Here is a 23,824-nt window from a genome sequence, read left to right as displayed (position 1 = left end):
ATATAAAGGAAACCTTAGCCGGCACTCGCAAGCACTGTCTGTGCTTTTGTTAGCCTCTGGCGAAAGCGGCAGGTTAATTGCATTGAAGCTAGATGGAAGTCTAAAACTGAAGATTATAATTTCTGATTATACTTTCGGATAATATAAAATAGCCCGAGAAAATCCTAATTGCTGGAAGTTCTCGGGCTTTACTCTAATTCAATCGTAAGGCTCCCGCTTCTACAAGTGGGAGTGGTTCCAAGTTCACTCTCTAAAAATACAATCAAGCGGAGTTTGGCAATGTTGACAATTACCGGGATATAACGCTTATAATTATAATATAGGGCTAGTAATATCTAAGAAATTTTATGCTAACAATTGATAAAAAGGGACGGTAGCTATGGAGCAAGTAGATATTGTTGTTATCGGAGCGGGAGTAGTCGGCTTAGCCGTCGCCGCGGAACTATCAAAACACTTCGCAGATCGTTCTCTGGTCTTGCTTGAGCGGCATAGCAAATTTGGGCAGGAAACCTCCAGCCGCAACAGCGAAGTCATCCATGCAGGTATTTATTATCCAACAGGAAGTCTCAAGGCAAACCTATGTGTTGAGGGCAACCAACGCCTTTATCACTTTTGCCGGGCTTGGAATATCCCTCATCAACGAATCGGAAAATTAATTATTGCCCGAAGTGAACAGGAAATCCCAGTACTGGACTCCCTCCTGGAACAGGGGCAAAAGAACGGAGTTAATGATCTGGAACTTATCGACAACGATCAGATCGCCAGATTAGAGCCCAACATTCGCGCGGTCGCCGCCGTCTTATCTCCTTCTACCGGGATAGTTGACTCTCACCAGTTGATGTTAAGACTTGAATGGTTAGCTCTTGAACAAGGAGCCGTCATAGCCTATCAGCATAACGTCCAAGGTGTTGAACACATAGATAATGGCTTTGAGGTGACTTACCGCAATCCGGAAGACCAACTCGAAGCGCTGCGCTGTCAGTGGCTCATCAACTGTACAGGCTTAAGCTCAGATCAAATTCCTTCCTTCCTGGGGATTGACATTGATAACAGCGGTTACCGCATCTATCCCTGCAAAGGAGAATATTTTAGTGTTCCGAACTCCAAATCCGCACTGGTGTCACATCTTATTTATCCGCCTCCCCTCAAGGCACTGAAGGGTTTAGGCATACATGCGACCAAATCCTTGGATGGTCGCATGAGGTTCGGTCCCAATGCTATCTACACCGAAACGCTGGATTATGATGTTGACGAAGCACATGGCCAGGAATTTTTTAATGCCGTCACAACGTATATGCCATTTTTAGACTCTGAGGATTTTTTGCCTGATATGGCTGGCATACGCCCAAAAATTCAGGCCCCGGGTGATCCCGTTCGTGATTTCATTGTCTGTCATGAAACCGAACGCGGTTTTGAAGGGTTAATCAACCTCATCGGCATAGAATCGCCCGGTTTAACCTCCTCCCTGACGTTGGCTGAAAAAGTAAAGGGTTTAATGTCCTAATGATTTGCCAAATCAGTCAAAAAGACATTTCTTATCATAGGTATACCCCGCAAAATCCAAATAATTGGCTGTTTTTGCTTTCGGGCCCAATTCAACTCCCTTAAGCATCTCCTCTCTAAAGACAGGATAGCCTGTGCGATCCAGGATATAGCCAACATGTTCTTTAGGAAGAGAGCGGTCAATATGCTTACCAATATAATCATAAAGGTTATTACACAGCCGCAGGACTGCTTCTCGTTCTGCCCATTCCAAAAATGGAGCGGCTAAACGGGGATTCTTTTTCCCGGTTCTGCCCATAACCACAACCCGATAATATTGTCCGCCCCGAGTCCAGGCACCTGTCGGACATTTCAAAACACACTCGCCGCAGCCTATACAGCGGGAAGCATCTCGTTTCACTTTATAGTTGACGATGGAAAGAGCCCCGGTAGAAACCTTGGCACAATTTTTAACACAGGCTTGACAGTTAATGCAGCGCTGAGCATCGTAAAGTGGTTCAACCTGTCCTATAATGCCGATATCATGCATATGAACTTTTACGCAGTCATTGGGACAGCCGGTGACTGCGATTTTGACGTGGGGATTATTGGGGTAAATAATTTTCTCGATATCCTTAGCTAAAGCCGTCGTATCAAACACAGCATTAGTACAAACGTTATTGCCGATACAGGCTACCACATTTCGCGTCCCAGCTGCAGGATAACCCTGAGCAGGCTGCTCGAGGAGCACCCCGATATTAACTTCCAGTTCCTCAAGAAATGGCACGAGGAGAGCATTAATTTCCTTCATCTGCTCAAAAGGAATAGCGGGAATTTCCAAGCCTTGTCTTGTCGTGAGATGAACTTCCCCATTGCCGAAGCGTTCGGCTATTTCCTGGATCAGCGGAAGCAGCTTTACCGGCAAATGCCCTCCGGGTACCCTTAGGCGCAGACAGGTAAGATTTCTGTCTTTCGTAATCCGCCAAGCATTCTTCATAACTTTTTTTGTATTAATTGTCATCCTAATCCCTCCAACTAATCCAAGAGAGTTTGCGCTTGAGCAAAATTAAATACCGGACCTTCCAAACATACATACGTTTCGTCAATCTTGCAATGACCGCATTTGCCAAGGCCGCAAGACATTTTGCGTTCAAAAGAAACCCAGATGTTCTCTTTGGCTAAGCCTCTGCACAGGAATTCCTGAGCAGTGAATTTCATCATGACCGGCGGACCAACGATGATAACCCGCACATCTTCCAGGGAGGGTATCTCTACATCCGGAATCAAAGCAGTAATAAGACCCGTTCTGCGGCTGCAGGAATTGGCGATTACTTCGAGGTTTCCAAACTCATCAAGTTTATCAACGGTAACTTCAACTCTGAATGTTTGTGCCCATTTATCTAAATCACGTTTAAACAAAACATCGTTAGGGGTTTTAAAACCGGTTAAAATATCGCACCGCTGCAATAGTTCCGGACGGGCATAAAAGTAATTAATGACACTTTTGACAGGAGCAAGTCCTGTTCCGCCCGCGGCGATAATCAAATGTTTATCGTAAAAGGACTCCAGAGGAAACCCGTTCCCATAAGGACCTCGCAGGAAAAGGTAATCTCCTGGAGCCAGCTTATCAATACCCACTGTCACCTGGCCAACCCGGCGAATGGTCATTTCGATATAGCCATCCCCAAAGTCACTGATGGAAATTGGGCATTCCCCTACTCCGGGAAGGGAAACTTCCATAAATTGACCAGCCATAGGTTGCAGCTGGCACTCTAAACGGTAGGTCCAATCCAGTTCCGTCTGTTGATATTTAGCGAGAATTTTGGACTTAAAGGGTAAATAGTTGTTTTTAACCACAGTTTCCTGCCTCCTCTTTGCCCAGGCGGTCGATGCAGTGAGCCAGGGAGATATATTCAGGACAGGCATTGTCACAACGTCCGCATCCGACACACATATGAACTCCGAATCTTTGTTTAAAGTCTTTTATTTTGTGCATAACTTTGAAACGCATCCGTTCTCCATTATTGCGGCGAAAGCTGTGCCCCCCAGCCATATCTGTAAAACCATCGATATGACAGCTGGCCCAAACCCGTCGTCTCTCTCCGCACTTGGGGTTATCGTCATAGAAAATATCCTGCATTGTATAACAACTACAGCTGGGGCAGACGACAGTACAGCGTCCACAGGCAATACAGCGTGAACCATACTCCTCCCAGATTGGATTTGCAGCTACGGACCCAAGGACTAGATTTTCCGGAACCTTTACCAATTGCTTATTACGTTCAACAAACTTAGGAGACACCTTAATCGTCTCACCATGGAAAGCAAACAGTCCTTCAATGTCTTCTTTGACATCACTTAGATAAGCACCGTTCTCCAAGCGTACAGATGCGCTGTAGTTCTCAGTCTTATTTGTCCCCATACTGACACAAAAACAACTGTCAAAGCTCTCCTGACAATCCATAACAATCATCTTTAGTTTGTTTCTCAGTCTCTCATAGTAATAATCCGCAGAGGGACCGTTTTCTAACATTATTTTATCCAGACGTTCTACCGCCTGTATGTCACAAGCACGCAAGAAAACAATCATACCTTTTTCATCAACAACAGATTCACTAAACCCATTTTCGTTAAAATAGAAGAGTCTCTGAGTCATAGGATAAAAGGTTTCTTTAGGAGAAAAATAGGATTTTTGGTTAAATACAACGTCTTCAATTTTTGAGATTTCAGCATACCCTACCAAATCGGTATCGGAAAACTTGCCTTTGCCTTTTAATAACGTCGGAGCATAGACTCGGTACTTTTCCCTCAGACTCTCAAGAAGCTGATTAAACGCCGCGGCGGTAAACCTATAGCCCAAAGTTCACACTTCCTTTGATTTCTTTTACTTCAACGTTAAGTATAAGCCCTAAACCTTTTTGTGACTGTGATTGTTATCACAAAAAACTTGCCTTAGATCTTAACCTTTTCAGCCTAAAAAAGTTGTTAAAAATTAAACAGCCAGAACAGTTAAACTTCTGACTGTAATTTGAACATCATATTAATTTATCCAATCGCAAGACTCCCACTTCATACAAGTGAGAGTGGTTCCCTTACCTTGCTTCGGTGGGGGTAGATCCATCATTCAGCGCGATAGCATTTGTTATGAGCTAGGGCTTTCGGCGAAAGTGTCACAGGTCATTCCGTCACCGAAGCCCCTATGTTCAGCTTCAGTTGAACAAGTTCACTCCAAACTTTCCATAGCATTTTGGGCCCATTTAGAATCCTTATAGATGGCTCTTCCGACCCCAACTAAATCGGCCTTTTTGTCCCTAAGAACCGCTTCAGCATCTTCAGCTTTAGTAATCCCACCGGTAACTATTACAGGAATTGATACTGCTGCCTTGATAGCCGCAGAATAGGGAGCAAAGTATCCGGGTTCTTGAACACCCGGAAGGGAATATCGGCACATTCCCCCAGAGATATCTAAAATGTCGACCCCGGCCTGAGCAAAAGCTGATGCAGCTTTTTGGCTGTCTTCGATGGTAAGGCCATCTTCTCTGTAATCCGTTGCCCCCATACGCAGAAGAATCGGGAAGTCGCCTACCCCCTCACGAATGGCCTTAATGATTTCTAGGTGAAGTTTTATTCTTCCTGTTATATCACCACCGTACTCATCAGTTCTTTTATTCGTCAGTGGAGATAGGAATTGGTTAAGGAGGTAGCCATGGGCAGAATGAATTTCCACGCCATCAAATCCCGCCTTCTTTACCCTTATGGCAGCTTTTTGGAAATTATCAATGATTTCTTTAATTCCATCTCTATCCAGTGCTATTGGCACTGCTGCATTTTCCTTGGAAGGATTAATCACAGCTGAAGGACCAATGGGGTCCATACCAATCACTTCTTTGCTGGCGGCACTTCCGGCATGGTTAATTTGCATCACTGTTTTGGAACCATTGTTATGGATAAGATTAGACAGCTTTTTCAGTCCGTCTATAAGAGAATCCTCAGCGACGGAGAGTTGGTTTTTGCTAGCTTTTCCAGCAAGAGAGACATAACTATGTTCAATGATTACCAGAGAAAGATAACCACCCTTAGTTTTTTCCTCATAATAATCCAAAACATCCTGAGTGATGCCCCCATCTATTCCAGATTTGGCAGTAGCCATTGGCGGCATTACTAATCTATTTTTTAAAGATAATTTACTGTTTTCTACAGGTTGGTCTAAATACATTGTCGGGAACCCCCTTATTGTTTCTTATGTACTCGTTATACATGATAGTTTAGTAAAATAGAATGAGTTGTCAACATTAATAATGCCTCTATGTTGTATCCTCTGTTAATTTATGGCCCCCTATACTGCTCTTTTTGAAAACTAGTTCTCTCAATTCTTCTGGCTTATATCAGTCAGGAAAATCTTAGATCATCAAGTTAGCCGTTTTATCTAGTTTAAGACCCCCACTTCTATAAGTGGGGGTGGGTCCTTCGTAAACTTCAGGTAGGGTAGAGTCCTCCTTCGCCGCTAAGTATTCCTATTGGGAAAGGCGGCTCAGCAATAATGTCCACTGGACATTATTGTATCTGAAGCCCCGATGTTCAGCTTTAGCGTAAGCGAGTTCACTGCAAATTGAACTTAAAAAAACTATCTAAACCTTATATAATAAGATTATAGAATCTAAAGTTTGGATTAAGGAGCTGTCCTTCGATGTCAAACATTTTCGATAAAATTGCAGAAGACAGAATTCAAGAAGCCCTCAGAAACGGCGAATTTGATAATCTTCCTTCACAGGGTAAACCTATCAACCTCGACTACTGGGCAAGTCTTCCCGCAGGAATCCGCGCCGGATATATGCTTTTAAGGAATGCAGGATTTGTTCCTGAAGAAGTACAGTTGTTAAAGGATATGGAACAATTAAAGGAACAGATGTCAAGCTGCCCTGATCAAGAAGAAAGGCTTGCAATTCAGAGGAAGCTGCAAGAGACGCAATTAAAATATAACTTAATAAACGACTATAAAAAACAAAAGAAATAATTATTTTTGCTCAAGATTATTTCTTAAGTCAAAAACAAGCTGCTCATTTATTGATTTGGGAAGATGTGGCAAGTGCATGTCTTAAATCGCAAGGCCTAATCAAATAGTATTTATGATGTTATTTATTAATGCAATGAAATAATTAAAGGAGTGTCCCCAAAGCAAAGCGAAACTTCGATTTGCTTTGGGGCACTCCTTTTTACGCAGCCGCCTGACCTTATAATCACCGAATTTACAACTCTATTACATTGTCGACCTTAAGGGCATGCTACAATATGAGTTGAGGTGGTTTTATGGCACATATTCTTATTATTGAGGATGAAAAGTCCATCAGCGATCTGATTGCTATGAATCTTGAATTAGTGGGGCATACCAGCCAACAAGCCTATAACGGCCCTGAAGCGCTGAATTACATGAAGCAAAATACCTATTCTCTGATTATTATGGACATCATGCTTCCAGGCCTGGATGGATTCACCTTGATGGAGTATGTCTCTGAAAATACCCCGGTAATTTTTCTCACTGCCATGGGCAGCCTGTCAGATCGAGTCAAAGGGCTAAAATTAGGTGCCGACGATTACATCGTTAAACCTTTTGAAACCATTGAGCTGTTGGCCCGGATTGAAGCAGTTCTCCGCCGTACCCATCGTTCAACGAATACCTTTTCCCTTGATAATACGGTTGTTAATTTGGAAAGCAGAATCGTTACAGTTGACAACAAGGAAATCGAACTCACTCTTCGCGAATATGAATTATTGGAAATACTCATTAAAAATAAAAACATCGCCTTATCCCGCGAAAAGCTGCTCAAAATGGCTTGGAATTACGACTACTTGGGCGAAACGCGAACTGTCGATGTACACATCCAAAAACTGCGCAAAAAGCTCAATTGGGAACAGAGAATAAAGACCGTCTACAAATTAGGATATCGCCTGGAGGTGGACCCTTGAAGTTCTGGCAAAAGGCCTTTTTAGGAATTCTAATAGTATTCATCTTTTCTATCAATGTCTGTTTGTACCTGACTTCCAGTTATAGCTTCTCCCTCAACATGAAGCGAGATACGGACCGGGCATTAGGGGAATACCAACTTATCCTTAATGGTGTCTCAGAAACCATGGACAGTTTATATTACCGTGACCAGGCTTTGCCAACGCCTTCTTCAACAGAAAGTTTGATGCGCTCATATGCGGACTATTACAAACTTCAAAACGTATATTTTGAACTCAAGAAGTCCAAGCAGATCTTGTTTACTAATATTCCCTCCCAGGCCAAATCTGACATCAATACCGAGGGACAAACCCAGAGCTCCAATAACACCTATACCGTTAAAGTTCTGCCCAGCAACGGAATCCATTACTTGTATATCACTGGAAACATCGGGGGGCTTTACAGCGATTATACTCTTACTTACGTGCGTGACCTGTCTGAACTTTATAATGCCCACTCCCAGCTCACCCGCTATTTGATCACCATCAGTACCTTGGTTGAAATTATACTGACCCTGGTACTCTTGCTGATTTTAAGAAAACTCACCCATCCTATAAGAACCATGCAAAAAGCCACCAAAAAAATTGCCGGCGGAGTATACGACGAACGAATTTGGATACCGGGCAAGGATGAATTTCATGATTTAGCCGTGAACTTTAATTTAATGGCTTCAAGCATCCAAGAGAAGATTAACGAGCTTGATAAAAATGCCCAGGATAAACAGCGTCTTATTGATAATCTGGCCCATGAATTAAGAACTCCGCTGACAGCAATTCGAGGCTATGCCGAATATCTGCAAAACGCCCATACCAATGAAGCGAAGCGGCTAAAAGCAGCGGACTATATTATTAGTGAGATCGACCGTTTAAAAAATCTGGCCTTTAAGTTACTGGATTTGGCGCTGATCAGAAACAGCAAACTGGAGCTTCAAGAAATCGTCCCTTTGGAATTGCTTAAGCAGGTTAAATTAGCCTCAGAGCTGACCTTAAAAGAGAAAGGTCAAAAATTAGTCCTTTATTCTACTCTAGATAAACTAAAGGGAGACTCCGTCCTCCTGCAATCGCTGCTTATAAACCTTGTCAACAATGCTGCAAAAGCCTCCGCAGACCATTCGACCATTGAGCTCTCAGCTTATTTTGATTCCTTTCCCATCCTCGAAGTCAAGGATTCAGGCTGCGGTATGAACGAAGAACAGACTGCTTTAGTATGCGAACCCTTTTATCGCGTGGATAAAGCACGTTCCCGCAGTTCCGGCGGCGTCGGTCTGGGATTAGCCCTTTGCCGTGAAATTACCCAAATGCATGGTGGGGAATTACGAATCATCTCCAGCCCTGGAAAAGGAACTAAAGTACAGATTGTTTTTACGACTTCTTTACAACCCTCTGAAAACTCTCTAATCCTCACAGAGATATAATTTGTATGTAGCTACGAACAAACCATTTTAAAAAAGGAGTTTGAAAGATGTTGAAGATTATACCCCAAGCCAAACGAGTCTGGATCTACGGTGCGGCAACCGCGATCATTATCGCAAGCAGTTCTACAATGGCCTATGCTCTCAACAATAACATACCGGAAACTGTCTCCGCTAATGTCGTTGCCTCTGCTAACGTTACAAAAGGGAATAACCAAGCTCAGATTTCCAACGTAAAAATCAGCAGCGAATACAAAGTTGTTGACTTATCTAAGCAGAAGGTCGATCTCACGCAACTAAAAGATGAACTTAAACATAAAGCCGTTAATGCAAACGTAACACCTGAGAAACTTGATGAAGAAATCAAGACCATTTTAGCCAACAGAATTCCCGGTGACAAAGATATTTCAGCAGATCAGGCTGCCGCTTATGCTGCGGCAATCCTGAAAAAAGCTTACGGCGTTGATTTTACCGGTTACACGGCTGAGGCAAGTTTTTCAAGAAACTCTGTGCCCAACTCGGACAATTGGACGGTCATCTTTCACGCTCCCAATGAGAGCAACAGCACAAAAAGGTATCTTGCCAGTGTTAACTCTATAACCGGTTCTATGCTCGATGCAGGTGTCTACGACCTTTCATATAAGGTAGCCGATAATAAAAATCTACAAGATCCCGAGTGGGTAAAAACGGCTGAAGACGATATCGCCAAATTAATCCCAGAAGATCTCACGATCACCAGCAGTAAAGTGGTTGGAGCAACCCCGCAAACCGGTGTCTCGGTTGTCTGTCAATTATCTGACGGCTCTGCTTGTGCGGTTCGCTTAACAGGCGAAAATAAAGAAGCGGCGGCCTATCGATACTTCCCCAGCGGCTATGACGGAAGCTGGGATTATCATCCGGTAACAGCTAATGGAGTCGGCTAAAACAATAACGGACCCATTCCTTTCTCTTTTGTTCATTTTCATTATGGGCAGCAATAAAGATTTATGAAATTCAGGCAAAAATGAAGCGTCCCCACTCCACTGGATTGTGTAGTGAGGACGCTTTATTCTGGATTAAAATGAGATCATTGCTATGGTTTCGAATTGATAGCGGATTGAAGAAATCTGTATTTTATAATAACCTAGCTATTTTTTTAAATACAAAAAGCGAAACTCGTAGACAAAGAGACATATTAACGTTAAGAGTCCGCTGACCGTAAGGCTCATAACCATAGTGCTCGGAGGATGAATGCGGAGATAAATAGGACTTAAGGCTAAGAGAGTTAATAATAGGAATTCAGCAAAGACCAGAAAAAGCTGACCCTTCCTCTTTCTGTTTTTCCCTACAAGGTAGCCAAGGACCGCATAAAACGATAAGGCTGCGATAAGAAAACCTTGGCTCGGCGCTTGAAAGGGCGTAAGGTTTTCGAAAAGTTGAATACCATACCCTCTGAAAATAAGACGAAACAATGAATCAATGACTGTTCCGCCCAGCCAGGCCAAAGCTAAGGGAACCATATGAGCCCAGCGTTTTGTCGTAAACCGAAGTAATCCGCCCGCAATTATAAGAACTATGAGGATAAAAAGATGCGTTCCCAGAGCGTTGACGAATTGCATCAGCGGCACCAGAAAATAGGGAGATGAACTGGCTAACCAAGTCACAACGAGATTATCCGAGGGGCCTACTTCATAAGCCACAAAATCTTGGATTAAACCCATGAAGATAATAAATAGGATCAAAAACAAGAGGCCGCCGACCGTGACGACAAAACGCCGCTTGCCCAAGGACATATACCGTTCAGGCAAGTGTTGCCATTGATGATATAACCAATCCCCCAATCGTTGATGGTATCGGTATACAAAATAGAACGTTAGAATTAGGAAAACAGCCATAAGTCCCAAAATAAAAGCATAACGATGGATAATGGGAAGAAGCATCTTCCAGCGGCTCCCCAGCAGTCTGCCAATGATGACCCAAATTGACACCCAGAGAATGGCCCCAAGATAAGCAAAGAAAGCAAAACTTTTGTAACTTAAACGGGTTAGCCCAGCGATATAACCCGATAAATGACGAACCCCGGGGATAAAATAGCCAATGGTTAAGAGCTTACCGCCATGCCGGTGATACCATTGAAATGCTTTTTCCAGACGCTCACTGCCAGCATGTTTTTTAAGGTGGTGCATGACGTTCTGTTGAAATAATCTTCCCAGAAAATAGGCAATGGTGATACCGGTAATGCTTCCGCTTGCCGCAGATAATACCGCTAAAATAAGATTCAGTTTTCCTTCATAAGTCAAAAATCCAATGAAGACCATTAGTGTTTCATCGGGGAGAGGAATTCCCAAAATGGAAATTCCCAAAATGACATATAGACCCAGATATCCATAGTGCGATATAAAAGCTATAAGAAATGCTGAACTCATAATTGCTCCTTATGGGATCGAAGTTATTCAGGAGTTTGTAATCTGTGTCTGCGCCTTTCAAAATAACCCCATGCGGCCACGGTTACAATTCCTAAACTCATTAAAATAACACCAAAAAGAACGATAATACCCACTAGCGGAAGATTTAAAACGGAAACAAAAAGCAGAGCGAAAATGAACCATTGACTTAATGTTGGATAGTCCAGTATTTTTTCTGAAAAGTATTCCTTTCCAAGATGCTCAAGTACAGGTAGTATTCCCAATAAGACAGCTCCTGTTGCAATAATTAAAATTAAAATTGCCAACGGAATACCAATAACAGTCAGAGAAAGAGTAATAACCAGCCCCAGGATAATAAAAAATGCTGCCAACCCGATACTCATTAGTCTTAAGGGGGAAGTTGTTAGAAGGCTTTCTCCTCGTTTCAAGTGGTTACGGGATAAAAAACCTAATCCGGTAAGTAATACAATACCAAATATACTGACGATCAAGCGCACGAGCCAAAGGCCTAAAACCATTGCAAAACCGATAAATAACTCATTCATAAACTTTGTCGTTAAACTGAGCCGAAATATTCCCGTTTTGACTACGACATTGGAAGGGTTAATAACCTGCCCCCCCAAGTCGATAACGAGATCAGTCTGAGCCGTAGGTTCAAGATAGACGTCGCCATTGATGACTAAAACAATATCTTTGACGGCCCCGGCAATATGAGCGTCTGTGCCGAGAACCAAAACAGAATCAACAAAATGTCCAGTCGGAACAGTTAACGGGGTAGTACCGCCAAATTGGGAAGATAGTTCATCCGCCAGGGCATTTCTAGGCAAGAAAAGGAGCAACGCAAGGATTAAAACGATACTGAATTTATAGCTCCTCTTCATTGGAACACCTCGTTTAACTGAAAATCATGGATTAGCTTTTTTATGACGAAGGCACTAGTGATTACGACGATCACCGAGAAAATTCCCAGAGAAAGAATGAACCATGGAGATACAACGCTAAATAATGTCATTAAGGACCGCCCGATTGCGGTACCGATAACGTATAGCAAATAAAAAACTCTGGAAAAGGCGCGTGTGAGCAACAGCAGAAGAGGACTTGAGAGGAGAAGTAAAAAAATTGCAGTAAGCCATTGATTTTTAGATGTCCTCTGTTTTTCCGCTTGAATACTTAGGATAATTTTATCTGTTAAGCCTAATGGGACAGGGATACTTTCAATACTCAGCCTTGTTGCCTCGCATAAAGTATTAAGCTCATTTTTTAGATTTAGGCAATCAGAACATTCCACAAAATGATCTTCTATATCTTCGCATTCGGTCATTGAAAGCTCATGATCAAGATATTCTGATATTCGTTCCATACATTGCAGGCATTCCATGGGTAACCCTCCTTCTTTAAGTCTCATCAGACAGGATTTTTTTCAAATGTAGTCTTGCTGCATGGATTCGAGATTTAACCGTTCCTAGTGGAATCTTTAAGATAGCTGCGATCTCCTGGTAATTATAGCCTTGCCAATCGACCATCAGAACAAGTTCACGTTCCTCTGAGCTAAGCAGACCGAGAGCCTCGCGAAGCTCAATTCGAATATCTCTTGGATCGTTGAAGGACGAGCTTAGTGATTCAATCTGTGATTCAGGTACAATATCAAGTTTTTTGAGTTTGATTCGATCGAGACAGACAGACGTTATAACTTTTTTAAACCAGGCAGGAAACATATGAACATCTTTAAGATGATGGATTGATCGGTATACTTTTAAGAAGATTTCCTGAGATGCATCCTCCGCCTCCGACTTATCATGAAGAAAAGCAAATGCTGTACGGTAAACGTAAGCGCTGTAGTTCTGTACAAGTCGGTTAAACGCTTCTGTATTCCCAGATAGAACCTGCTCTATGAGAGAAATGTCGAGTTCCGCCACAGCATTCTCCCTTCTTCTTTCTTGGTGAATTCCGCGATATCCTCCCTATAGTTCTAATTTGAACTCTCTAATATTAAGACGATGCTCCAAAGAAAAAGTTCATTTAAAAAAATATTTTTCAGACGTGAACTTTTAACATCTTCTCTCGTCTTATCAATTAGACAGTTTAAACGAACGACAGGAGGATAATAATTCGATGAATTCATTTGATCGTTTCGGCTACCATTTTATTAATCAGTGGGCGGGCCACCACCCAGTATTGGATAAACTGATGGCTTTCTTTGCCCAATATGCCTTAGAGTTATATGCTGTTTTATTTTTAATCGCTTGGTTTACTTTGGCTAAGTCTGATTCAGATCGGCGACACGCCTTAGTCGTCGCCGGTTTTTCAGGCGTATTAGCATTGATCTTTAATGTTATCATAGGCCATTTTTTCTTCCGGCCCAGACCTTTTGTTACGCTCTCTAAGGGAACCTTTACCCAACTTATTCCTCATTCGCTGGATTCATCGTTTCCAAGTGATCATACTTCGGGGAGTTTTGGTTTTGCCGCCGGATCATGGGGTAAAGCTTCTATTTGGGTAAGATGGTGTTTTACACTCTTGGCCATTATCGTAGCATTTGCCCGTATATATTGTGGCGTGCATTGGCCTACTGATGTGATTGCCGGTGTTATAATCGGAATTGCAAGTTCTAGGATTGTCTGGCTTATTAATCCGGTCTTAAGGCCCTTAACAAACTTGGGACTACGGTTATTTCGATATGGAAGATACTCAGAAGGACATATAGAACTAGTTGGAAAAATGAGGTAATTAGATTCGAGTTAGTTAATGTAAAGAGGACAGCAAGAGGCTGTCCTCTTTACATTTTATGGTATAATATAGCAATAATAAGAATCTTATAAGGATATTTTCTATACCGAACCTATTTAGTAAAGGAACACGCAAGTCACCAAATAATCTAGAGAAGGGTTGTTCATTACATTGAATGAAAATTCGATAAACCTGTTGCCGTTGGTTGAATTCCAACCGGTCACTTCGAATCGTCTTGAACTATTAAAACAAATCGTTAACTCAAATAAAGATTATAACCTATTGTCCAAAAGTCATGCTGAACTTACTGATGCAGAAATCCTAGAGATGTACGAATCATCTAAAAGAATCGGCGCAGTCATGAGTTATATCATGGTTAATGGTTCCCCTGTAGGAGTGATTGATTACCTCATCGAGAATCCATCGGATAAGCTGCCTTGGCTTGGGTTATTAATGATACATACCCAGAATCATGGCAAAGGGTATGCCTTGGCCTCACTGGAAAACTATGAGTTTTTGATGAGACAAGAAGGTTTAAAAAAGGTACGCCTTGGCGTTATTAAGGGAAATGACCACGCTTTAAAGTTCTGGGTTAAGAGGGGATTCACCTTTTACCAGCAGAAACTAAGCGATAAATTAACGATCATGTGTTTCGAAAAAGAGCTGTAATAACACCCAGTATTTGTTCGGTACTGTTAAAGCGTCTATCGTTGGTAAACTATTTTGCCGCCGACTATTGTCATCTCAACTCTGAGCAGCTCATCAAGGACGACGAGATCGGCATCTTTGCCTATCTGAATAGAGCCCTTATGCTGTTCCAGATTCAACATTGATGCAGGATTTGCTGTCAGCAGCAAAATAACCTCTTCTAATTTTCGACCGGTATAATTCATCAGATTTCTTAAAGCAATTGATGTGGTAAGAGTACTTCCCGCTCGCGTGCCGTCGCTGATAAGTCTGGCATCCCCGTCCCTGACCTGGACTCTGCTGACTCCAAGATTATAAAATCCATCAGGCAATCCGGCAGCCATGATGCTGTCTGTGATGGCCACAATTCTATTGAGGCCCTTCGTTTTGAGGAGCAATCTTATTATTCCCGGATGAAGATGTTTTCCATCACAAATAGCTTCGCAATAAACATCCGTCTCTAGTACAGCTCCGCAAATTCCGGGAGCATGATGATCCAATAATCTCATAGCATTGAACGTGTGAGTCGCGCTCCTCGCTCCATTGCGAATACAAGCTAAGGCAGTCTCATAATCTGCCCCCGAATGACCAATTGAGACAATGACCCCTTTCGCCGATAGTTCTTTAACCAACTCGGGCGCTCCCTCCACTTCGGGGGAAACCGTTATATAGTTAATCAAACCTGCCGCTGACTTCTGATAGGTTTCAAACAAGGAGCTGTCGGCTTTTCGCAGCCAACGCCTATTCATTGCTCCCTTATAAGCCTCGCTGAGAAAGGGTCCCTCCAAATGAATGCCCAGGATTCGGGCCCCGTCCTTTATCTCCGCTTTAGCCCGGCAAACCTGTTCTATACACTGGACGGTCCTTTCATAGGTATCGGTGAGGATCGAGGCAAGCCATCCGGTTGTCCCTTGAGTGGCAAAATAACGACTGAGCCGAAGCAGATCTTTCGTCGTTGCATTGTTAATATCGACTCCATTTCCTCCGTGAGTATGAACATCAATAAAGCCAGGAACTATTCTTTTACCGGCAGCATTCCAACGCTTAAAGGCTTTCTGATCAGAACTGTTCTTCTCTAAACTTACGATTTTTCCATTGCTGATACCGATATCGCATGTTTCAAAACGACCGTTTATAAAGACGTTACCCTTCTCAATAAGGAGATCCTGCATAAACCTAACCACCTTAATTCAACAACATTGACCTGATAGCAAAAAGCTGCTGCAAAACAAACCTATTCGGCTCATTCGGCAGCAGCTCTTGCTTTCTAAAGGATATTCTAATACTTAATAAATTTAGATCCCGGAACCCCACAGATCGGACATTTTTCCGGAACGAACTTTTCAATGTTTCCACAAACGGGGCAGAGATAATAAAAGACTTCTTCCTCCTGCTCCAAGTTATCTAAGGCTTCTTGATAGAGTTTAGCATGGGCTTCTTCAGCTTTAAGAGCATAGGAAAATGTTCTTATGGCAGCTTGGTTACCCTCTTCTTGAGCAACTTTCAAAAATTCCGGATACATAGTTTGAAATTCATAGTTCTCACCCTTAACCGCATCATTTAAGTTTTCCGTAGTTGACTTAATCTTTTCGGCGACCTCAAAATGTTTTAAAGCATGAATTGTTTCTGCATCTGAGGCAGCCTTAAAAAGTTTCGCAGCATTCTTTTTCCCTTCAGACTCTGCTTTTTTGGCATAAGCCAGATATTTCCGATTGGCTTGAGATTCTCCGGCAAAAGCGCTCATCAAGTTTTCCAATGTTTTTTGGCTATTCATATACGTTCCCTCCCATTTCACTAAGCATCATGATTGGCCGCTTAACATAAGACCATTACAAAAGCACGCAAGAATATATATATCACTACTTCTACTGTTTTATGACAACTCCTGCCGTATGGGGTTAAAAAATAATTACAGTTCACAGGTTATATCACCACAAATCTTGGGTGAGTTTGGCAGCCTCGTCCCTAAGCCGTTTCGTTTCCTCACTATCAATTTCATACTTGCCGTTGACAGGCCGAAGTACATCGCCTTCTCTAGCCCCAGCGGGAATATCGGATTTAGGGATATTTTCCATAGATCGTCCATCAACTTCAACGACTGCAAAATCGCCCTCAAAACGATCGATGATCATTGCCATAATATGATCCTCCCTCAACAATTTAAGGTTTCCTCAATAGTTCCGACTCGTTTTTCTAATCTGCAGCTTTAAGAGGCGGGGTATTCGATGGAATTGTTTCTCCAGTTTTAGTAAATGTTATGGTGTCTCCGTTGCTTGTTGCTATGATTGTTCCATCTTGATCTGTTCGATATACTTGAACCCCGGCACCCGCTAATTTTTTTAACGTCGTCTGAGCGGGATGACCATAATCATTATTAACCCCCACAGATATAACAGCATATTGCGGAGAAACTGCTTTTAGAAAAGCTTTGGAAGTTGAACTGCTGCTGCCATGGTGTCCAACTTTGAGCACTGTTGCCCTTAAATCTTCCCCGTTTTTTAACATCTCTGCCTCGGAAATAGATTCAGCATCTCCTGTGAACAGGAAGGAAACCTTACCATAAGTTAGCTTTAAAACAGCACTATAGTTGTTAAGATCTTCATAATGTTCACTATATGGTGCCAGAAATAAACCTGTGATCCCGGAAACATCGAGCTGAGTATTCGCCTTAACTCGAATTTTCTTGGCCCCGCTGTTATTGACAGAAGTCATAAAATCTTTAAAAGCTTGAGTGGTTGCCGTTCCATTGCTTAGATAAACTTGTTGGGGCGGAAAACTGCGAATGACAGCAGCAAGTCCGCCAATATGATCTTCATGGGGATGAGTGGCAACAATCGCAGTAAGTTGTTTGACTCCCTGAGATTTCAGATAACTGATAACCCCAGGTCCATCCTCAACATTTCCCCCATCAATAAGAATTGTCTGACCGTTAGGTACCATCACCAAAATACTGTCTGCCTGGCCGACATTAAGAAAATGAACCTGTAACAAGCCGCCCTGTTTTGTTTGAATGTCTGAAGGATTTGGCTTTGTTACCGCAGGGCTGCACCCGGAAAAAACCATCAACATGAGGATAACCAAAGGGATGATAAAAAGTTTTCTGCGAGATAACAATTAAGGTAACTCCTCTCACTATTTAGTCTTTTGACTCATTTGACTCTAATTATGCTTTTCTTTTTAATCGTTTGCTTTGGGGTTCATATTTAGTATAACATTTACCTTCGACAAAAAGTTTTTGCTTGTGAACTCGTTCGGCTAAAACTGACCATCGGGGCTGTGCAAAACAGCCTTCAGAAAATAATATGCAAAAAAATAAGGCCCATAAGGACGCTTTAACGCCTTTTTGGCCCCTTCTTTTACCATATTCTAAAATGCTTGAGCAAATTGCTATTGCAAGTTTTATTTTGCAACAGCCCCTGGAACGAACAACTGCCGCGATACCGATAGCTTCTAGGATACTCTAAAATAGTTTATTTACCGGTATTACACACTCAGGGCCTTCATAACTCGGCGAATTAACGTAGGGCAACACTTCGTAGGCAACCATCTCTTCTGACGGATACGGCGTCAGAAGACCCTGAACATCGTGACTGGAACATGACTCAACATTGAGCCAAAGGGATTCCTTGTCTGCCGGCAAGATCACAGGCATACGCTGATGTATGGTCTCCATAAGCCTGTTTGAAGCCGTAGTAATGATGGTACACGAGTTTATCTTCTGTCCCGATGGTGACAGCCAAGTATCCCAAAGGCCAGCAAAGGTAAAGGGTTTACCGTCTTGCAAGGTAATCCGGTAAGGCTCTTTAATTCGTCCTGCCTTTTTCCACTCGTAGAAACCATCAGCTAAAACCAGGCAGCGTTTTTGCTCGAGGGATTTGCGAAAGCTTGGCTTTTCGCCTAAAGTCTCTCCTCGAGCATTGATCATCTTACTTCCCAAATGTTCATCCTTAGCCCAAGAGGGTATAAGACCCCAGCGAAACATCCGGAGATGGTTGCAGTCGTTGTCTCGTACAATTACAGGAACCAGCTGAGACGGTGCTATATTGAAGCGCGGCTCAAACTCAAATTCGAGTTGGACAAAATCAAAACGTTTTTCAAGGTCTTTGACCTGGATCAAGTAAAATCGGCCGCACATCCTGACATTCAACCTTTCTAATCTAACAGGATCCTTCAATATTCTTAGGAAAGCCACATACCACTCTTGTCCAAACTTATTTTAACCCACATCGTAAGACTCCCACTTACAAGAAGTGGGAGTTGTTTCTTTAATCCCCTTATTTAATCAGCTTAGAGAGTTCCTTGAAAAGAGGCGTCCCCGATTGCTTCAAGATATCAAAAAGCAGGGTTTCCGTATTTGATATAACTGCTCCCATATCTGACATAAGTGATAGTCCGTTGCGGTAATTTTCTTTAGTTCTCGAGCATACGGCATCACTAGCTACAAAAACCTGATAACCTTGAGATAATAAATCCCTTACAGTTTGAAATACGCAAACATGAGTTTCCATTCCGGTAATGATGATCTTTTTTCTTCCAAGAACTTGGAGAGCAGAAGTCACTTCGCTGGTACAGCCACTAAACGTACTCTTTTCGAAGGTTGAGGAACCATCTAGATTGCTGCTTACATCAGAAACTGTTTTCCCCAAACCCTTAGGATATTGTTCTGTTGCAATGATTGGCGCTCCAATTTTTTTCATAATCGAAATTAAGATATTCGTGTTTTGAATAACCTTTTCTCCATATTTCATCGAAGGTACCAATCGTTCTTGAATATCAATAGCCATCAACACTGCTTCTTCTCCGTTTAAACAGTACTTTTCCATTAAATCACTCCCCATTAATAGTAATAGTAACTATAAAGAATATCGCCATCCTTGGCTTCTGGGACATTCGGCCAATCCACACTGCAAGAACATGCGTAATGAGCTGCAGTATGGCGATAAGCTCGTCCGCTTATCGTTATTGGCCAGCGGTTCACATTAGGTATTACCTGGAGATTTGGAGGAGCACTTATATACGTTTCATTCTAACCTTACGTGCTTTCATGTCTTTTCAGTATTAACCTGCTCGTAAAGTTTTATTAATATTGCGTTAATACTCAACGTATATAATTAAGGAAGGGTAGCACTCAGGAAAAGAGGTGAGGCTATTACTGCGTATTGGGTCCGAGACGTCGTTACTTAAAATGAGCTGTTTATTTTAGCTTATAAAGGAGGCTGTATCAATGACCCCGCAATACAGGTATTCTCTCTTAAATACGACGGAAGCTACATATTACCTTGAAGTATCAAGGTTCAAATTTAAGAAACTCATTAAAGAAGGACATTTAAACCCCCAAATTTGGACCATCCGAAACGGAAAAGAACTTCAGTTTTTTGATCCGCTGGAATTAACTAAGGTCAAAAAGATGCTCAAAAAGGAAGGATACCACTACCTTAACGCCTAAAAAGTCAGCTCTCCTCTCTTAAAAGAATATCACAATGCAGGCTTTCCATAAATCCTGGAAGCCTGTTTCTTTTTATGATTTTTCTTAATAGTCACTCCAAGTAAACTCGTTCAGCTAAAGCTGAACATCGGGGCCACTCCCACTTGTAGAAGTGGGAGTCTCACGATTAGATAAATTCATTAAATTTATCTAAGCCAAAAGATTATGTCCATATAAGCCCCAGACTTAGTATATAATGATATTAAGTTAAAATTCAGGTCGGTTGAGAAAGGGAGGGATGCTATTGGGCTATGTATCAGCCAAAAAACCAACTGCTCCGTCCGGAGGTTGGTCCGACCTTTGGAAACAGGAAGATTATTGGGCAATGTGGTTGGGTCTTACAATTGTAGTATTAGCCATCGCGTTTTGGAGTCTAGGAAATAACTTTCTGAACCGGATTGTCCTTAAAGTACCAAACTATAGTGATTATAGAACTGCTGTTGCTTACATCAGCAGTCATAAAAGTGCTCTTTTTACCCTCTACTTATTTTTTCTTGGTTTATTTTCAATTGCCGTTAAGGCGCTCACTGGAGAAGTTAAACGCTTTATAGTAGGATTCAGCTTTCTTTTTTTGTTGAGTGTTCTTGTTTCGGTTTGGGGTTCTTGGGATGTGATGAAGCGCTATAACTTTGAAACTCCCCTTCTCGCCCTCGTCGTAGGCCTTATCATTAGTAATTTTCTAAAGATACCTTATTGGTTAAGTACGGCACTCCAGACTCAGTTTTATGTAAAAATCGGGATTGTGTTAATGGGAGCTTCCCTGCCGTTTATTTTAATTCTTCAAGCCGGTTCCACCGCTTTTGCTCAGGCAACAATCATTGCTGTTGCTACCTTCCTCACCATATACTGGACTGGGACACGCCTTTTCTCCCTTGATAAACGCTTCGCTGCAACGCTGGCAGCAGGAGGCTCTATCTGTGGCGTTTCTGCTTCTATTGCCATGGGAGGAACTGTTAAAGCTGAAAAGCAACATGTATCAATGGCAATTTCATTGGTAATTCTTTGCTCCATCATCATGATTTTCATTCTTCCCCTGGCCATTAAAGCCTTGAATATTTTGCCCGGTCCGGCAGGAGCTTTGATCGGAACCGCAGAATTTGCTGATGCCCCCGGCATGGCAGCAGCGGCAGCCATTAATGAACAAGCCATCAAAACCTTCACACTCATGAAAGTCGTGGGCCGTGATATGTTTATTGGGATCTGGTGTTTTATTATGGCTCTTACGTCGATCACAAGATGGGATAAACGGTATCGTAACACAAACCCAAATGCTCTTGATATTTGGATTCGCTTCCCAAAATTCGTTTTAGGATTCATTATTGCCTCGATTATCATAACCTTTTTAGCAGCGTCTTCTAATGTAATGACTGCCAAAACCCTTGATGAAACTATTATTAGTCCGATTATCGAATTACGAAATTGGACATTTATCTTTACTTTTCTCTCAATCGGTTTGTCCAGTCGCCTGAAAGAACTTGCTTCCGTTGGCTGGAAACCGTTTGCAGCGTTCACCGCCGGTGTATTGGTGAATATTCCTCTAGGCTACTTGTTGTCGGTGGTAATCATGGGGAATTATTGGACAACTATTAAATAATAATTAGTGGCCATAACATAAAGAATAGTTAAAAAAGATACTTGATGTTAAAACATCGACTTTTGCTTGAAACTCTCTGCAGATACTTATCTGCGGGAGTTTTTTTTATCCAATCGTAAGACTCCCACTTCAAATGTTAATCATTACCATATTTCGCTTCGGTGGGAGTGGAGTCCATCCTTCAGCGCGATAGCATTTGTTATGGGCAAGGTGCTTTCGGCGAAAGTGTCCACAAGACGCTTTCGTCACCGAAACCCCAATGTTCAGCTTTAGCTGAACGAGTTCACTACTACTATAAGACATTTTGACAGGACATTTTGGCACAAGTGACAAATTGTCACGATTCCAGCAAATCAAAAGCTTCCATACTAAAGCAATAAGAGGCCTATCTAGGCGAATCTTTCTCCAGAAGAAACTTGGCATAATTATTGCTTATATGATTATATCGAAATCAAACTAATAGATTTCATGTATCCAGTAATCGTTTTAAACCACTTCAGAGAACAGTCCTCATTATTCTTTATGAAATGAAGCTTTGAACGATGGGAAAGTATTACAGTTTCTGGATACAAAAAATGCAAAGGGAGTGATTTTTAAAATTCCACGACAATCTAACTCAATGATAATTAAAAGATCATACCAAAAGCAAAAGGAGTGAAGAACCAATGAGTACTAATATGAAGACCCAAACAAGGCCATCAGGCGGATTGGGGGATTTATTTAAGAAAGAGGATTATTGGGCAGTATGGTTAGGCCTCGGTATCGTCGTCGTTGCTCTTTTATTATGGACCTCCGGCAACACCTTTATTAAATCCATCTCTGTAAATTTCCCGGGAAACTGGACAGATTTTAGTAAAATAGCTGCCTTCCTTTCAGCCAATCTCATGAATCTTTTCCTGTTATGGTTAGTATTTACCGTGATTTTCACCGTTGCCATTAAAACCCTGGGACATAAAGTTGGGGAATTTATCTTCGGTTTTACAATTATCTTTATTGCCAGTATCGTCATCTATATTCTAGGAGCAAGCAAATTTTCCAATCACTATAATCTGGAGGCTCCCCTTTGGGCTTTGGTCATCGGAATGATTATAGCTAATCTGTTTAAACTGCCGGAATGGTTTAATACCTCATTAAGAACGGAATTCTATGTCAAGACAGGGATTGTTCTCTTAGGAGCAACTCTTCCTTTTACAATGATTGTGCAAGCCGGACCGGCCGCCTTTCTGCAAGCAACGGTTATCGCTGTGTCTACTTATTTAACGATTTATTTTGTGGGAACACGCGTTTTGAAACTCGATCACCGTTTTGCTGCCACCTTAGCTGCCGGCGGATCAATCTGTGGTGTTTCGGCTTCTATTGCCATCGGCAGTGCAGTCAAATCTGAAAAGCAGCATGTTTCTGTGGCTATTTCCTTGGTTGTTGTCTGGGCTATCGTTATGGTTATTGGCCTGCCTTTTGTCATTAAAGCCTTTGGAATTCCTGATGGCCCCGGTGGAGCATGGATTGGAACCTCCGAATTTGCTGATGCCGCCGGAATGGCTGCGGCTGCGGCCATCAGTGAACAAGCTATCAGAACCTTTACGCTTATGAAAGTCGTAGGCCGTGATATGTGGATTGGAATCTGGTGCTTCATTATGGCTTTGATTTCCGTAACAAAATGGGAAAAAGACGAAAGTGGTGCCAAACCCCAAGCCGGTGAAATCTGGTACCGTTTCCCCAAATTTGTTATTGGTTTCTTCATAGCGTCTATACTATTAACAATTATTGTTGCAACATCCAGCCCTCATGCAGCCGCCTCTGTAACGGCGGATGTTATAAACCCCATAAAAGTATTAAGAAGTTGGACCTTCATTTTCACCTTCCTTTGCATCGGTTTAACAACTCGTTTTCGCGATTTAACATCCGTAGGCTGGAAGCCTTTTGCAGCTTTTACAGCCGGCGTTTGTGTCAACGTTCCTTTAGGATTCATCTTCTCCACCATCATTCTTGGTGGTTTCTGGCAATTAGTTAAGTAATTGCACTGATGCTAGAG

The 23,824-nt window shown here is 42.1% G+C and carries 24 protein-coding genes; 10 read left to right on the top strand and 14 right to left on the bottom strand.

Going from position 1 to position 23,824, the window contains the following annotated elements; genetic code table 11:
* Positions 1–379 precede the first annotated feature (379 nt).
* Entirely contained in the window at positions 380–1,504 is a 1,125-nt protein-coding gene (locus tag ACPUYX_RS07690) for an NAD(P)/FAD-dependent oxidoreductase (RefSeq protein ID WP_426379145.1), read from the top strand.
* Positions 1,505–1,516: 12 nt separating this feature from the next.
* On the opposite strand, the gene asrC is transcribed toward ACPUYX_RS07690, so the two are convergent.
* The 4 genes from asrC to ACPUYX_RS07670 form a co-directional block, all read right to left on the bottom strand.
* Positions 1,517–2,503: a sulfite reductase subunit C gene (gene asrC, locus ACPUYX_RS07685; RefSeq protein ID WP_426379144.1), complete on the bottom strand. Its 987-nt coding sequence runs from the start codon at positions 2,501–2,503 to the stop codon at positions 1,517–1,519.
* A 14-nt stretch (positions 2,504–2,517) separates the two neighbouring features.
* Positions 2,518–3,339, bottom strand: a complete 822-nt coding sequence (asrB, locus tag ACPUYX_RS07680; protein WP_426379143.1) for an anaerobic sulfite reductase subunit AsrB — start codon at positions 3,337–3,339, stop codon at positions 2,518–2,520.
* Entirely contained in the window at positions 3,332–4,342 is a 1,011-nt protein-coding gene (asrA, locus tag ACPUYX_RS07675) for an anaerobic sulfite reductase subunit AsrA (protein ID WP_426379142.1), read from the bottom strand. Before asrA ends, asrB begins: the two co-directional genes overlap by 8 nt.
* Before the next feature lie 363 nt (positions 4,343–4,705).
* Complete coding sequence (locus tag ACPUYX_RS07670) at positions 4,706–5,698, bottom strand: NADH:flavin oxidoreductase (protein WP_426379141.1); 993 nt, start codon at positions 5,696–5,698, stop codon at positions 4,706–4,708.
* A gap of 471 nt (positions 5,699–6,169) precedes the next feature.
* Here ACPUYX_RS07670 and ACPUYX_RS07665 point away from each other — a divergent pair, with 471 nt between their 5' ends.
* From ACPUYX_RS07665 to ACPUYX_RS07650, 4 genes are all read left to right on the top strand, one after another.
* On the top strand, positions 6,170–6,496 hold the full coding sequence (locus ACPUYX_RS07665) for a DUF1992 domain-containing protein (protein ID WP_426379140.1): 327 nt from the start codon (positions 6,170–6,172) through the stop codon (positions 6,494–6,496).
* A 293-nt stretch (positions 6,497–6,789) separates the two neighbouring features.
* Positions 6,790–7,446, top strand: coding sequence for a response regulator transcription factor (locus ACPUYX_RS07660; protein WP_426379139.1), 657 nt, complete (start codon positions 6,790–6,792; stop codon positions 7,444–7,446).
* Positions 7,443–8,897 (top strand): sensor histidine kinase, encoded by a 1,455-nt coding sequence (locus tag ACPUYX_RS07655; RefSeq protein ID WP_426379138.1) that lies wholly within the window; start codon positions 7,443–7,445, stop codon positions 8,895–8,897. The genes ACPUYX_RS07660 and ACPUYX_RS07655 overlap by 4 nt, the downstream gene beginning before the upstream one ends.
* A gap of 47 nt (positions 8,898–8,944) precedes the next feature.
* On the top strand, positions 8,945–9,817 hold the full coding sequence (locus tag ACPUYX_RS07650; protein WP_426379137.1) for a hypothetical protein: 873 nt from the start codon (positions 8,945–8,947) through the stop codon (positions 9,815–9,817).
* A gap of 204 nt (positions 9,818–10,021) precedes the next feature.
* Here the strand turns inward: ACPUYX_RS07650 and ACPUYX_RS07645 are convergent, their stop codons facing one another.
* The 4 genes from ACPUYX_RS07645 to ACPUYX_RS07630 are packed head-to-tail and all read right to left on the bottom strand — an operon-like array spanning position 10,022 to position 13,215.
* Positions 10,022–11,299 (bottom strand): DedA family protein, encoded by a 1,278-nt coding sequence (locus tag ACPUYX_RS07645; RefSeq protein ID WP_426379136.1) that lies wholly within the window; start codon positions 11,297–11,299, stop codon positions 10,022–10,024.
* Between the two features lie 23 nt (positions 11,300–11,322).
* A complete protein-coding gene (locus ACPUYX_RS07640) occupies positions 11,323–12,180 on the bottom strand; it encodes a hypothetical protein (RefSeq protein WP_426379135.1) in 858 nt (285 codons plus the stop codon).
* Positions 12,177–12,677, bottom strand: a complete 501-nt coding sequence (locus ACPUYX_RS07635) for a zf-HC2 domain-containing protein (protein ID WP_426379134.1) — start codon at positions 12,675–12,677, stop codon at positions 12,177–12,179. Before ACPUYX_RS07635 ends, ACPUYX_RS07640 begins: the two co-directional genes overlap by 4 nt.
* Positions 12,678–12,693: 16 nt before the next feature.
* Positions 12,694–13,215, bottom strand: coding sequence for an RNA polymerase sigma factor (locus tag ACPUYX_RS07630; protein WP_426379133.1), 522 nt, complete (start codon positions 13,213–13,215; stop codon positions 12,694–12,696).
* Positions 13,216–13,411: 196 nt separating this feature from the next.
* Here ACPUYX_RS07630 and ACPUYX_RS07625 point away from each other — a divergent pair, with 196 nt between their 5' ends.
* Both ACPUYX_RS07625 and ACPUYX_RS07620 read left to right on the top strand, forming a co-directional pair.
* Complete coding sequence (locus ACPUYX_RS07625) at positions 13,412–14,026, top strand: undecaprenyl-diphosphatase (protein WP_426379132.1); 615 nt, start codon at positions 13,412–13,414, stop codon at positions 14,024–14,026.
* A gap of 171 nt (positions 14,027–14,197) precedes the next feature.
* Positions 14,198–14,695, top strand: coding sequence for a GNAT family N-acetyltransferase (locus ACPUYX_RS07620; RefSeq protein ID WP_426379131.1), 498 nt, complete (start codon positions 14,198–14,200; stop codon positions 14,693–14,695).
* A gap of 35 nt (positions 14,696–14,730) precedes the next feature.
* On the opposite strand, the gene nagA is transcribed toward ACPUYX_RS07620, so the two are convergent.
* From nagA to ACPUYX_RS07590, 6 genes are all read right to left on the bottom strand, one after another.
* Positions 14,731–15,885 carry an N-acetylglucosamine-6-phosphate deacetylase gene (gene nagA / locus ACPUYX_RS07615; RefSeq protein ID WP_426379130.1) on the bottom strand — a complete coding sequence of 385 codons (1,155 nt, stop codon included), beginning with the start codon at positions 15,883–15,885 and terminating at the stop codon, positions 14,731–14,733.
* A gap of 107 nt (positions 15,886–15,992) precedes the next feature.
* A complete protein-coding gene (locus tag ACPUYX_RS07610) occupies positions 15,993–16,487 on the bottom strand; it encodes a rubrerythrin family protein (protein WP_426379129.1) in 495 nt (164 codons plus the stop codon).
* A 154-nt stretch (positions 16,488–16,641) separates the two neighbouring features.
* A complete protein-coding gene (locus tag ACPUYX_RS07605) occupies positions 16,642–16,851 on the bottom strand; it encodes a DUF3006 domain-containing protein (protein ID WP_088228236.1) in 210 nt (69 codons plus the stop codon).
* 55 nt (positions 16,852–16,906) lie between these two features.
* Complete coding sequence (locus ACPUYX_RS07600; protein ID WP_426379128.1) at positions 16,907–17,827, bottom strand: ComEC/Rec2 family competence protein; 921 nt, start codon at positions 17,825–17,827, stop codon at positions 16,907–16,909.
* Positions 17,828–18,173: 346 nt separating this feature from the next.
* Positions 18,174–18,848, bottom strand: a complete 675-nt coding sequence (locus ACPUYX_RS07595; RefSeq protein ID WP_426379127.1) for an SOS response-associated peptidase — start codon at positions 18,846–18,848, stop codon at positions 18,174–18,176.
* Positions 18,849–18,987: 139 nt separating this feature from the next.
* Positions 18,988–19,536, bottom strand: coding sequence for an isochorismatase family protein (locus ACPUYX_RS07590; RefSeq protein WP_426379126.1), 549 nt, complete (start codon positions 19,534–19,536; stop codon positions 18,988–18,990).
* Positions 19,537–19,937: 401 nt separating this feature from the next.
* On the opposite strand from ACPUYX_RS07590, the gene ACPUYX_RS07585 reads away from it, so the two are divergent.
* The 3 genes from ACPUYX_RS07585 (at position 19,938) to ACPUYX_RS07575 (ending at position 23,807) form a co-directional block, all read left to right on the top strand.
* A complete protein-coding gene (locus ACPUYX_RS07585) occupies positions 19,938–20,159 on the top strand; it encodes a hypothetical protein (RefSeq protein ID WP_047808549.1) in 222 nt (73 codons plus the stop codon).
* 283 nt (positions 20,160–20,442) lie between these two features.
* On the top strand, positions 20,443–21,792 hold the full coding sequence (locus ACPUYX_RS07580; protein WP_426379125.1) for a YeiH family protein: 1,350 nt from the start codon (positions 20,443–20,445) through the stop codon (positions 21,790–21,792).
* A gap of 665 nt (positions 21,793–22,457) precedes the next feature.
* Complete coding sequence (locus ACPUYX_RS07575; RefSeq protein WP_426379124.1) at positions 22,458–23,807, top strand: YeiH family protein; 1,350 nt, start codon at positions 22,458–22,460, stop codon at positions 23,805–23,807.
* Positions 23,808–23,824: the final 17 nt, after the last annotated feature.

This window comes from Desulfosporosinus sp. SYSU MS00001 (genome assembly GCF_049943955.1).
Classification (GTDB): domain Bacteria; phylum Bacillota; class Desulfitobacteriia; order Desulfitobacteriales; family Desulfitobacteriaceae; genus Desulfosporosinus.
This window is presented reverse-complemented; position numbering and strand designations above follow the sequence as displayed.